This window comes from Actinomadura fibrosa, assembly GCF_900659615.1.
In the GTDB taxonomy this organism is placed as follows: domain Bacteria; phylum Actinomycetota; class Actinomycetes; order Streptosporangiales; family Streptosporangiaceae; genus Spirillospora; species Spirillospora fibrosa.
In genome coordinates this window covers 1-12109 of sequence record NZ_CAACUY010000249.1, presented here as the reverse complement: position 1 = coordinate 12109, position 12109 = coordinate 1, and the positions used below count along the sequence as shown (strand labels likewise).

At 73.3% G+C, this 12109-nt stretch carries 7 protein-coding genes; 3 read left to right on the top strand and 4 right to left on the bottom strand.

The features are described 5' to 3' along the window. On the bottom strand, nt 1–1613 hold a 1613-nt coding region (locus E1300_RS41095), incomplete at its 3' end, for a type I polyketide synthase (protein WP_207400247.1). A gap of 14 nt (nt 1614–1627) precedes the next feature. Continuing rightward, a complete protein-coding gene (locus tag E1300_RS41090) occupies nt 1628–3043 on the bottom strand; it encodes an NAD(P)/FAD-dependent oxidoreductase (RefSeq protein WP_131762699.1) in 1416 nt (471 codons plus the stop codon). A gap of 204 nt (nt 3044–3247) precedes the next feature. Here E1300_RS41090 and E1300_RS41085 point away from each other — a divergent pair, with 204 nt between their 5' ends. Then, nucleotides 3248–4108: an SAM-dependent methyltransferase gene (locus tag E1300_RS41085; protein WP_131762698.1), complete on the top strand. Its 861-nt coding sequence runs from the start codon at nt 3248–3250 to the stop codon at nt 4106–4108. A gap of 9 nt (nt 4109–4117) precedes the next feature. Then, nucleotides 4118–4999, top strand: a complete 882-nt coding sequence (locus E1300_RS41080; RefSeq protein ID WP_131762697.1) for an alpha/beta fold hydrolase — start codon at nt 4118–4120, stop codon at nt 4997–4999. A gap of 65 nt (nt 5000–5064) precedes the next feature. Here E1300_RS41080 and E1300_RS41075 read toward each other — a convergent pair whose 3' ends face one another. Together E1300_RS41075 and E1300_RS41070 are read right to left on the bottom strand one after the other, a co-directional pair. Continuing rightward, nucleotides 5065–6897 (bottom strand): cytochrome P450 family protein, encoded by a 1833-nt coding sequence (locus tag E1300_RS41075; protein WP_242619721.1) that lies wholly within the window; start codon nt 6895–6897, stop codon nt 5065–5067. A gap of 46 nt (nt 6898–6943) precedes the next feature. Then, the gene (locus tag E1300_RS41070; protein ID WP_131762696.1) at nt 6944–8176 is read right to left on the bottom strand and encodes a cytochrome P450; all 1233 of its coding nucleotides are present in this window, start codon (nt 8174–8176) and stop codon (nt 6944–6946) included. 219 nt (nt 8177–8395) lie between these two features. Here E1300_RS41070 and E1300_RS41065 point away from each other — a divergent pair. Further along, nucleotides 8396–12109 (top strand): type I polyketide synthase (locus E1300_RS41065; protein WP_131762695.1); only part of this gene is annotated, 3714 nt, incomplete at its 3' end.

Here is a 12109-nt window from a genome sequence, read left to right as displayed (position 1 = left end):
CCGACGACGACCGCGCGGTGCTCGAACACCGGCCTCGTCGTCGCCAGCGACCAGGCCAGCTCGCCCACCGACGCCTCGCGGTGCTCGGTGACGTGCGCCGCGAGCGCCGCCGCCTGCGCCCGCAGCGCCCTGCCGTCGCGGGCCGACACCGTCCACGGCACGACACCGCCCGGCTCGGCACCGCCCGGCTCGGCACCGGCCGGCCGGTCGCCGCCGCGGGCGGGGGGCTCGGGCGCCTCCTCCACGATCAGGTGCGCGTTGGTGCCGGAGACCCCGAACGAGGACACCCCGGCGCGGCGCGGGCGCTCGCCCGGCCGCCAGTCCACCGGCTCGGTCAGCAGCCGCACCGCGCCCGCGGACCAGTCCACGTAGGGGTTGGGCCGGTCGATGTTCAGCGAGGCCGGCAGGGTCCCGTGCCGCAGGGCCTCCACGATCTTGATCACGGACGCGGCTCCCGCGGCGGCCTGCGTGTGCCCGATGTTGGACTTGACCGATCCCAGCAGCAGCGGCCGGTCCGGAGGCCGGTCCCGCCCGTAGGCGGCGAGCAGCGCCTGCGCCTCGATCAGGTCGCCCATGGCGGTGCCGGTGCCGTGCGCCTCGACGGCGTCCACGTCGGCCGGGGCCAGCCCCGCCCCGTCCAGCGCCTCGCGGATCAGCCGCTGCTGGGCCGGGCCGTGCGGCGCGGTGAAGCCGCCGCGGCCCCCGTCCTGGTTGACCGCCGAGCCGCGGATCACCGCCAGCACCGGACGTCCGTTGCGGCGGGCGTCCGACAGCCGCTCCAGCAGCACCAGGCCCGCGCCCTCGCCCCACACCATGCCGTCGGCGGCCGCCGCGAACGGCTTGCAGCGGCCGTCGGGGGCCAGCATGCCGGGCTGCGCCGCGTACTCCAGGAAAAGCGCCGGGGTCGCGAGGACGGTGGTGCCGCCGGCGAGGGCGAGCGCGCACTCGCCGCGCCGCAGCGCGTGAGCGGCCAGGTGCATGGCCACCAGCGACGACGAGCAGGCCGTGTCGACCGTCACCGCGGGCCCCTCCAGGCCGAGCGCGCGGGCCACCCGGCCGGAGGCGAGGCTGCCGGAGACGCCGTCGGCCAGGTGCCCGAGCACGCCGTCCGGCGCGCGGTCGAACCGCGACAGCCCGGTGACGTAGTCGTGGGTGGTCATGCCGGCGTAGACGCCGGTGCGGCTGCCGCGCAGCGCGTGCGGGTCGATGTGCGCGCTCTCGACGGCCTCCCAGGCGAGCTCCAGCAGCAACCGCTGCTGCGGCTCCGTGGCGAGGGCCTCCTCGCGGCCCATGCCGAAGAAGGACGCGTCGAAGTCGAGCGCGTCGTGGACGAAGCCGCCGGCGCGCTCGCCCGGGGCGCCGTCCCGGGAGCGGAGCGCGTCGACGTCCCAGCCCCGGTCGGCCGGGAAGCCGCCGATCGTCTCCCGCCCGTCGGCGAGCAGCCGCCACAGCCGCTCCGGCGAGGTCGCCCCGCCGGGGAACCGGCAGGCCGTCGCCACGATCGCGATCGGCTCCCGGTCCCTCGCCTCGTACTCGCGCAGGCGCCGCCGGGCCTCCTGCAGCTCGGCGGTGGTCCACTTCAGGTAGTCGACGAGCTTCTCTTCGGTCGCCATGCCGGTCTCTCCCGCTAGGCGGTGGGGACGCTCTCGTACGCGGGCAGCCGTACGACGTCGAGTTCCTCCGGCCGCAGCGGCGGCCCGGCCAGTCTCGGGAGCGTCTCCTCCCGGTGCATCAGGGACAGGAAACGGCTGGAGCCCAGCTCCGCCGGGCCGGCGGACAGGCTCACCACGTCGGTCACCACCCCGCAGACCCCGGGAGCGAGGACCGACTTCTCGACGATGGACTCGGCGAAGCGCAGCTGCTGGCCGATGTGCTCGCCCACCAGCCGCGGATCGGCCGCGTCGATCCGGCAGCCCACGTAGCCGATGTCCTTGGACGCCGCGAGGAACCACGGGTCGTCCACCGCCGCGCCGGCCGCCTCCTGCATCCGGCGGGCCGTCCCGCCGGCCGCCAGCACCCGGTCGAGCGCGGCGGCGCAGCGCGCGGCCGCGCTCATGCCGTGCCCGTAGACCGGGTTGAACGCGGCGAGCGAGTCACCGACGACGACGAGGCCGTCCGGCCAGGCCTCGTGCCGTTCCGGGTACAGCCGCCGGTTGGCCCCGGAGCGGGACCGGACCACGGGCGTCAGCGGCTCCGCCGAGGCGATGAGGTCGGCGACGATCGGGTGGCCCAGCCGGCTCCGCGCGAACGCCTCGAACTCGTCCTCGTGGGCGGGGAGCGCCCCGCCCCGCGTGCACGACAGCGTGACCAGCCACCGGTCCCCCTCGACCGGGTACACGACGCCGAAGTGGCACGGCTCCCCCGCGGGGTAGGCGCCGACGTTCACCGCGGGGAACCCGGTCGTCGCGCCGGGCGGGGCCGCGAAGAGCCGGGTGGCGTAGCCGACGCCCGCGTCGACGACGTCCCTGTCCGGAAGGGGCACGCCCAGTTCCGGCAGCCAGTGCCGCAGCCCGGACGCCCGTCCGGTGGCGTCCACCACCAGGTCCGCCTCGACGGTGGTGGTCTCGTCGCGGTCGAGGTCGCGGACCCGCGCGCCGGTGACCCGGCGGTGGTCGCCGCACAGGCCGACGACGTCGGCGCCCTGCCGCAGGGTGACGCGCCCGGCCCGCAGGATCCGCTCGCGGACGACCCAGTCGAGGAGCGGCCGGGTGCAGACGATGGCGAACTGGGTCGGCGGGAAGCGGTGCTGCCATCCCTGCGCGGTCAGGGTCACCTGGTCGGCCTGGAAGCCGATCCGGCGGGCGCCGGCGGCGAGGAGGCGGTCGGTCGTGCCGGGCAGCAGGGCGTCGATGACGCGGGCGCCGTTCGACCACAGCAGGTGGGCGTGGTGCGCCTGCGGCACGCCGCGGCGGTGCCCGGGGCCGCGGGGAAGGACGTCGCGCTCCACCACGGTGACCGATCCGGCGTGGCGGGACAGCGCGTGGGCCGCCAGCAATCCCGCCAAGCCGCCGCCCAGGACGACCGCGTGCGTGGGTCCGCTCATTCCTCTGGTCTCCGTCCGCGCAGTGCAGGCAGCCGCGGCCTGCTCGACCGCATTCGCTTGTACAAGCCTTCGCGGGCTAATATCCACCGGCTCGCTAAAGCGTCGCTAATTCTGCTTTAGCGGTAATGCGGGAGCCCCCGAATAGGGGTTTTACAGGGGTTGGCAGGGGTGGCCGGCGAGTACCCTGTCGGCCATCCTTCGAGCATGGTGAACAACGACACGAAACTGCGTGACGTCGTCAAGGTCGAGGAGGTTCGCCCGCCGAACACCGACACGATCGGGTACTACTACGACCACAGCATTTTCGACGTGATGGCGGAGCTGTGGGACGGTAATCTGCATTACGGCCTGTGGTGGGACGAGAACGACCACAGCAGCTTCCAGGAAGCCGCCGAGGAGATGACCAACGAGATGATCCGGCGGCTGAACCCCCGGCCCGGCGCCCGGATCCTCGACGTGGGCTGCGGGAACGGGACGCCGGCGATGCAGCTCGCCCGGGCCCGTCCGGTCGAGGTCGTCGGCATCTCGGTCAGCGAGCGCCAGGTGGCCCGCGCCAACGAGCGCGCCCGCGCGGCGGGCCTGGCGGACCGCGTGTCGTTCGAGCACGTCAACGCCATGGACCTGCCGTACGAGGCGGAGTCGTTCGACAGCGCCTGGGCGCTGGAGTCGATGCTGCACATGCCGGACAAGGTCCAGGTGCTGTCGGAGGTGGCCCGCGTGGTGCGGCCGGGCGCCACCATCCCCATCGCCGACATGGTCTACAAGCGGCCCCCGGACGGGAAGGACGTGGCGTCCCAGTACAGCACCGTGTACGCCTCGCTGACCCCGCTGGAGGACTACGCGGGCGTGATCGAGCGCGCCGGCCTCGTCCCGGCGGACATCACGGACGTCACCAAGGAGACGTTCCCGACGAACCACGCCTTCGCGGCGGGTCTCCGGTCCCGCCGCGACCAGTTCGTCGACATCCTCGGCGCCGAGGGATACGAGCTGCTCATCAGCAACCAGGAGAAGCTGGCCCACATGCCGGAGCTCGGATACGTCCTGATCACGGCGCGGCGGCCCTGAGCGGTGTCCATGGCCGAAGCCGCGGACCACGACCTCCGGGTGCCGGTGCCCGGCGGCGTGCGGCTGCGCGTGCGGCACCGGCCGGGCGCGGCACGCCCGCCGTTCCTGCTGGTGCACGGTCTGGCCTCCAACGCCCGGCTGTGGGACGAGGTCGCGGCCCGGCTCGCCGCGGCGCACCATCCGACCTACGCCGTCGACCTGCGCGGCCACGGGGAGTCCGACGCCCCGGACGAGGGGCATGACACCGGCACCGCGGCCGGGGACCTCGCCGCGGTCGCCGCCGCCCTCGGGCTGGCCGGCGCCGTGGTGGCCGGCCACTCCTGGGGAGGGAGCGTCTCCCTCCGCCTGGCCGCCGGGCATCCGGCGGTCGTCGGCGGGCTCGCGCTGGTCGACGGCGGCTGGGTCGACGTCGCGGAGGAGATGACGCCCGCGACGCGCGAGCGCTGGCGAGGCCTGGTGCTGTCCCAGCGGCGCGCGAACGAGGAGGGCGCCACCGCCGAGGCGGTGCGCGCCCGGCTGCGCGAGGCCCACCCGCGGTGGTCGGAGGCCGCGGTCGAGGCGGGCCTGGCCGACATGCGTCCCGGACCGGACGGGCTGCTGGTCCCGCGGCTGTCGGACGCGCACTACATGTCGATCCTGGAGAGCGTGTGGAGCGAGCGCCCGCACGACTGGTACCCGAAGGTCGCGGCGCCGGTCATGCTGCTGCCCGCCGTCCACCACGAGTCCGTGGCCGGACGGCGGCTGACCCGGGAATGGGTCGAGGGCGCGGAGGCCGCGCTGGCCCGGCCGATCCTCAGGTGGTACGTGACCGCCGACCACTACCTCCCGTGCGCGCACCCGGAGCGGCTCGCGAACGACCTGCTGGACCTCGCCCGGGAAGCCGGCCCGTAGCGACGGCCGCCGTTCCACGGCCGCCGTCCCGCGCCCGTCATTTCGCGCCCGTCATTCCGCGCTTCTCATTCCGCCCTGCCGGCGCTGATCCGGACGGGAAGCGACAGCAACCTCCAGAAGTGGTCGCTTCCGTGCTTCAGGTCCCCCGGATCGACGGCGAGGGCGAGGTCGGGGAAGCGGCGCAGCAGCGCCTCGAACGCCACCGCGCCCTCCTGGCGGGCGAGGGCCGCGCCCAGGCAGTAGTGCAGCCCGTGCCCGAAGCTCAGATGGCTCTCGTGGTCGCGGCCGCCGTCGCGGGTGAGATCGAGCCGGTCCGGGCCGTCGAACACCCGCGGGTCGTAGTTCGCGCCGGGAACGATCGGCATCACCGGCTCGCCCTTCCGCACCGGACGGCCGCCGACGTCGAGATCCTCGGTCGCGTAGCGGAAATGCGCGCCCAGCACCGGGTTGCACCAGCGCAGCAGTTCCTCGACCGCGCGGGGCATCAGTTCCGGGCGCTCGCGGAGCAGCGCGAGCTGGTCGGGATGGGTGAGCAGCGCGGCGGTCCCGTTGGTGATGAAGTGCGTGGTGGTGTGGTAGCCGGCGACGACCAGCGAGAGGATCGTGTAGACCAGCTCGCCGTCGGACAGCCGGTCGCCGTCCTCGTCATGGACGCGGATCAGCGCCGACGCCAGATCGTTCTCCGGCCGGGCGCGGCGCCGCTCGACCAGGCCGCGGACGTAGTCGAAGGCCGTCTCCCGCCGCACGCGCCGGCGCGCGCCGCCCGCGCCGCCGCCGGAACCGCTGCCGATCATCCAGTCCCACACCGCCGCCCGGAACCGGTTGCGCTCGTCCTCCGGGACACCGACCAGCTCGCAGATCACGGTGAGCGGCAGCGGGGTCGCGAAGTGCATCAGCAGGTCGACGACGCCGTCCTCGGCCACCTCGGGCAGGCGGTCCAGCAGCCGCTCGGTGATCTCCTCGACGCGCGGCCGCAACCCGGCGACGCGGCGCGGCGTGAACGCCTGCGAGACGAGCCGGCGCAGCCTGTGGTGGTCGGCGCCGTCCAGGCTGGACAGGCTCGCCCGCGAGTACTCCACGTGCTCCGGGGCGATGCCGGAGGCGAGCTGGAACTGCTCGATCCGGCTGGCGGTGTCCGCCATCCCCGGCACGTTCGCCGCGTTCACGACGAAACGCGGATCGCTCAGCACCGTCTTGGCGTCGTCATAGCGGGTGACCATCCAGAATGGCTCGACGCCGGTCATGGCCGCGCGGACCATCCGGGTCCGTTCGCGGATCTCGGAGTACGCGGTGAACGGGTCCCGGACCAGCTCCGGAGACTCCGGGTCGACCGGCTTCACGGCGCGGACGAGCACGTACTCCGTGCTCGCCTCGAACTCGGCCATGCCGTCGAGCGCGTCCGCCGGCAGGTGCCGCCCGGCCCACGCCCGCAGGCGCCGCCTGAGGGAACCGACCAGCGGTCCGTGGTCATCGCCGCTCAGGCCGCGGACCTCGACATCGACGAAGCCCGCCTCGCCCAGCCGCTCGGCCCAGGCCCGCCGGTCGCCCCAGCCGTCCGGGACGAGGCTCCCCCACCCGGCCAGGCCGCGGATCCGCGCCGCGTGCCGCCCGTCGAGCGGAACGGCGTCGGCGGCGACCAGCACGCCGCCGGGATGGAGCACCCGGTGCACCGCGCGGAAGAGGTCCTCCGCCGACTCCGAGCACAGGTCCGGCTGCTGCACGATCACCCCGCCGAGCGTCCCCGGGCCGTGGGTGATGCCGGCCGCGGCGCGGAACCCGGCGTCCAGCACCCTGTCCCCTCCGCCGAACCCGGCCGCGTCGGCGAGCAGACCGGCGAGGGGCCCGCCGGCGTCGTCGAGGACGTCGCCCTCGGCCTGGGAGGTCGGATGGTCGGCCATCGGGTCGGCTCCTTAGCGGGTCGGGGCGTCGGACGGATCGGAACGGTCACCACGCGACCGGCAGCCGGTGGACGCCGTAGGCCATCGCGTCGTCCTTCGTCGGCACCTCGTCGGGCGGCACCGCCAGGCGCAGGGTCGGGAAGCGGTCGAACAGCGCCGGGTAGACGAGGCGCATCACCGCCCGGGCGAGCTGCTGGCCCAGGCACCCGTGCACGCCGTGCCCGAACGCGACGTGCCCGCCCGCCTGCCTGGTGATGTCGAACCTCTCGGGGTCGTCGAACTGCGCGGGGTCGCGGTTGGCCGCCGGAAGCGACATCATCACCGACTGGCCCTTCCTGATCAGGACGCCCTCGATCTCGACGTCCTCCAGCGCCGCGCGCTGCGGGCCGATGTGGCCGATGGTCAGGTAGCGCAGCAGTTCCTCGACCGCGTTGCCTACCAGCCCGGGCTCGCGGCGCAGCAGGTCGAGCTGGACGGGATGCCGCAGCAGCGCGAACGTGCCGAGCGCCAGCATGTTCGCCGTGGTCTCGAACCCTCCGGCGAACAGGATGTAGGCGATGGTGGAGAGCTCCTCGTCCGTCAGCTCGCCCGCCGCGACCAGCCTGCCGAGCAGGTCGTCACCGGGGTCCCGGCGCCTGCGCCGGACCAGCGGCGGGAAGAACCCGAGCACGGTGTCCAGGGCGGCGCGCGTCTCCTCGACACCGCTGCCCCACCGGGACATCGTGGCCACCGCCCAGCGGAACTCCTCGCGGTCCTCGTGCGCGATCCCGAGCAGCTCGCAGGTCACCAGCGACGGGATCGGGAACGCGATCTCCTCCACGAGGTCGGCCGGCGGGCCCGACTCCTCCATCGCGTCCAGGCAGGTCCGCGTGATCTCGGCGATCCGCGGTTCCAGCTCCCTGATCCGCCGGACGGTGAACTCGGCGACCAGCGCGCGGCGGTACCGCGTGTGCTCCGGGGGGTCCTGCAAGTGGAACATGCCCCGCACGCTCAGGTTCAGCCTGCTCGTGAACGCCTCGGCCATGGGCAGGTCGACGACCAGGTGGTAGCGCTCCGGCCGGGCGCTGAACCGGGGATCGCTCAGGACGGCCCGGACCGCGGAATGGCCCGTGGCGAACCAGCCCAGGTGCCCGTCGGCGAACCGCATGGGGACCAGCGGAGCCCTCTCGCGCAGCTCGCGCAGGACCTCCGGCGGGTCGAAAGGCCCGGGCCTCGCCTCCCGGGGAAACGTGATCGGCGTCTCCGCCACCCCGCGTCCTCCGTCGTCGGACTTCTCCATGTGGCGATACTCCGAATCAGCATGAATCCCGCGCGAATCCCCGGCCGGGGCTTTACCGCATTGCTCTCCGCCAGCAGCGTCACCGACCCGTCTAACGGCGTTCTTGCCGAGCCCTAAAGACGCGTTCCCCGCTCGCGCCGTCCGGGTTAGGAGCGCTTTAGGAGATTCGGCGACGCTCCAAACCAGCCACGTTTTGCGGAGAGGAGCGCCTGCCCGCCGATGGCCGAGAACGAAGCCAGACTCCTGGACTATCTCAAGCGCGTCACCAGCGAACTGCGCCAGACCCAGCGCCGGCTCAAGGCCGCCGAGTCCGCCGCGCAGGAGCCGATCGCGATCGTGGGCATGGCCTGCCGCCTTCCCGGCGGCGTCCGCTCGCCCGAGGACCTGTGGGACCTGGTCGCCGAGGCCCGGGACGCGGTCACCGAGCTGCCCGGGGACCGCGGCTGGGACCTGGACGCCCTCTACCATCCCGACCCCGAGCACCTGGGCACCGCCTACATCCGCGAGGGCGGCTTCGTCCACGACGCCGGGGAGTTCGACGCCGCCTTCTTCGGCATCGGCCCCGCCGAGGCGCTCGGCATGGCCCCGCAGCAGCGGCTCGCGCTGGAGACGTCCTGGGAGGCCGTCGAACGCGCGGGGATCGACCCCCGCTCGCTGCGGTCCACGCCCGTCGGCGCCTTCCTCGGCTGCGACGGTCTCGACTACTGCCTGGCGGAGTCGGAGGTCCCCGAAGGCACCGCGGGCTACTTCACCCTCGGGAACTCCGCCAGCGTCACCTCCGGCCGCGTCTCCTACACGCTCGGCCTGGAGGGCCCCGCCGTCACCGTGGCCACCGCGTGCTCGTCCTCCCTCGTGGCGATCCATCTCGCCTGCGGATCGCTGCGCCAGGGCGAGTCGGCGCTCGCGCTGGCCGGCGGCGTGCACGTCATGTCGTCCCCGGCCTCCCTGATCGGCTTCAGCGAGATGCGCGGGCTGGCCCCCGACGGCCGCTCCAAGGCGTTCTCGGCGCACGCCGACGGCATGACCCTGGCCGAGGGATCCGGCGTGCTGCTCCTGGAGCGCTTGTCGAACGCGCAGCGCAACGGGCGCCGGATACTCGCCGTGATTCGAGGGTCGGCGGTCAACCAGGACGGTGCCAGCAACGGCCTGAGCGCACCGAACGGTCCTTCGCAGGAGCGGGTGATCCGCGCGGCACTGGCCGGCGCACGACTGGCGGCCTCCGAGGTGGACGCGGTGGAGGCGCATGGAACCGGCACGAAGCTGGGTGATCCGATCGAGGCGCAGGCGCTGCTGGCGACCTATGGGCAGGGACGCGCTGAAGACCGTCCCCTATGGCTCGGATCGGTCAAGTCGAACATCGGCCACACGCAGATGACCGCAGGAGTCGCGGGTGTGATCAAGATGGTGATGGCGATGCGGCACGGGGTGTTGCCCGCGTCCCTGCACATCGACGAGCCGTCGCAGTACGTGGACTGGGAGACCAGCGGACTCCGGCTGCTGTCGGAGGCCCGTCCGTGGCCTGAGGTCGGTCGGCCGCGGCGTGCGGGGGTGTCGTCGTTCGGCTTCTCCGGAACCAACGCGCACCTGATCGTGGAGGAGGCCCCCGAACCTGAGTCCGGGCAGGATCTGGCGCCGGTGTCGGAACCGAGGCCGGGTGCCGGTGTGATGCCGTGGGTGGTGTCGGCGCGTTCGCAGGAGGCGCTGCGCGCGCAAGCGCGGCGCTTGTCGGAGCATGTGGCGGCGCATGCGGAGCTCTCGCCGGTTGAGGTGGGGTGGTCGCTGGTCAGGTCGCGGTCGGTGTTCGAGCACCGCGCGGTCGTCGTCGGTGACGACCCTCGGCCCGGTTTGGCGGCGTTGGCGTCCGGTCAGATGCATCCGGATGTGGTGGCCGGTGTGGTGGGCGAATCCGGCCCAGGCCCGGTACTGGTCTTCCCCGGGCAAGGCTCGCAGTGGGCGGGCATGGGCGCCCAGCTGCTGGAGCAGTCTGCGGTGTTCGCGGCGCGGATGGCCGAGTGCGAACAAGCCCTGGCCCCGCATGTGGACTGGTCACTGTCAGAGGTGATCGGCGGCGACGGATCCGAGCTGGCCCGGGTCGATGTGGTGCAGCCCGTCCTATGGGCGATCATGGTGTCCCTGGCCGCGGTGTGGGCCGATCATGGCGTGGTTCCGGCTGCGGTGATCGGGCACAGCCAGGGCGAGATCGCCGCCGCCTGTGTCGCCGGGGCGCTGTCTTTGGAGGACGCCGCGCGGGTGGTCGCGGTGCGCAGCAAGGCACTGCGGCAGCTATCGGGCGGCGGCGCGATGGCTTCGCTGGGCCTCAGCGCCGAGCAGACCCAAACACTGCTGGACGACACGGTGCCGGACGCGGCGCGGGAGGCGGTGCAGGTCGCGGCGGTTAACAGTCCCTCGGCCACCGTCATCTCCGGCCCACCCGACCAGATCCAGCACATCGTCGCCGCCGCCCAGGAACAGGGACTGCGTGCCCGGGTCATCGACGTCGACTACGCCTCCCACGGCCCCCAGGTCGACCAGATCACCGACCACCTCACCCACACCCTGACCGGCATCGAACCAGCCGCCACCCAGGTCGCCTTCTACTCCACCGTCACCGGACAACGACAAGACGGCGACCTACTCGACACCACCTACTGGGTCACCAACCTGCGCCAGCCCGTCCACTTCGCCGACACCCTCACCACCCTCCTGCACGACGGCTACCGGGTGTTCATCGAGGTCTCCCCGCACCCGGTCCTGACTCCAGCGATCGAAGACTGCGCCGACCGGGCAGACCTGCGCGTCACCACAACCCCCACCCTGCGACGCGACCACGGCGACCTCACCCAGATCACCCGAGCAGCCGCCACCCTCTTCACCACCGGAACCAGCGTCGACTGGACCCGCTGGTTCCCCACCGACCCCCCACCCACCCTCATCGACCTGCCCACCTACCCCTTCCAACGAAAGCGGTACTGGGTGGAACGCGCCGCTGTCGGAGCGGTGAGCGGGACGCATGACGAGGCCGAGGCGCGGCTGTGGCAGGCGATCGAGGAGGAGGACGTCGACGCGCTGTCCGACACCCTGGGCCTGGACGGTGAGGACGCGGTCGCGGCGCTCGGCCCGGCCCTGCCCGCGCTGTCGGCGTGGCGGCGCAGGCACCGCGAGCAGAGCCGGCTGGACGCTTGCCGCTACCGGGTGACGTGGAAGAACGTCGAGATTCCTACAGCGGCGAGGCTGTCCGGCACGTGGTTGTTGCTGGTCCCGGAGACGCACCTCAACTCCCCGGCGATCGATGTCGCCGTACGTGCTCTCGAAGGCCACGGTGCGACGGCCGTCCGCCGGAACGTAGACGCGGCCCAGGTCACCAGGGAGGGCATGGCCTCTCACCTCACCGAGGTGGATCCGGCGGGGGTGGTCAGCCTGCTGGCCCTGGACGAGGCGCCACATCCGCAGTACGAGGCGGTACCGTCCGGGCTGTCGGCCACCACCGCCCTCATCCAGGCCATGACCGACACCGACACCACCGCACCCCTGTGGTGCCTCACCCAAGGCGCCGTCGCCACCACCCACGCCGACCCCCTCACCCACCCCACCCAGGCACAGATCTGGGGCCTGGGACGCGTCGCCGCCCTCGAACACCCCAAACTCTGGGGCGGCCTCATCGACCTACCGACCACCATCGACCAACGCACCCCCGACCGCCTCGCCGCACTCCTCACCCCAGGACAACCCGAGGATCAGGCCGCCATCCGTTCCTCAGCGGTGTGGGCGCGGCGCTTGGAGCACGCGCCCGCCACCGGGGCGGTTCCCGCCGACTGGAAGCCGACCGGCACCACCCTGATCACCGGCGGCACCGGCGGCATCGGCGCCCACCTCGCCCGCTGGCTCGCCGCCAACGGCGCCCCCCACCTCCTCCTCACCAGCCGCCGCGGCCCC

Coding starts and splice junctions, on each gene's coding strand:
- E1300_RS41090 (WP_131762699.1), bottom strand. CDS start 3,043: ATGAGCGGACCCACGCACGCGGTCGTCCTGGGCGGCGGCTTGGCGGGA.
- E1300_RS41085 (WP_131762698.1), top strand. CDS start 3,248: ATGGTGAACAACGACACGAAACTGCGTGACGTCGTCAAGGTCGAGGAG.
- E1300_RS41080 (WP_131762697.1), top strand. CDS start 4,118: ATGGCCGAAGCCGCGGACCACGACCTCCGGGTGCCGGTGCCCGGCGGC.
- E1300_RS41075 (WP_242619721.1), bottom strand. CDS start 6,897: ATGGCCGACCATCCGACCTCCCAGGCCGAGGGCGACGTCCTCGACGAC.
- E1300_RS41070 (WP_131762696.1), bottom strand. CDS start 8,176: ATGGAGAAGTCCGACGACGGAGGACGCGGGGTGGCGGAGACGCCGATC.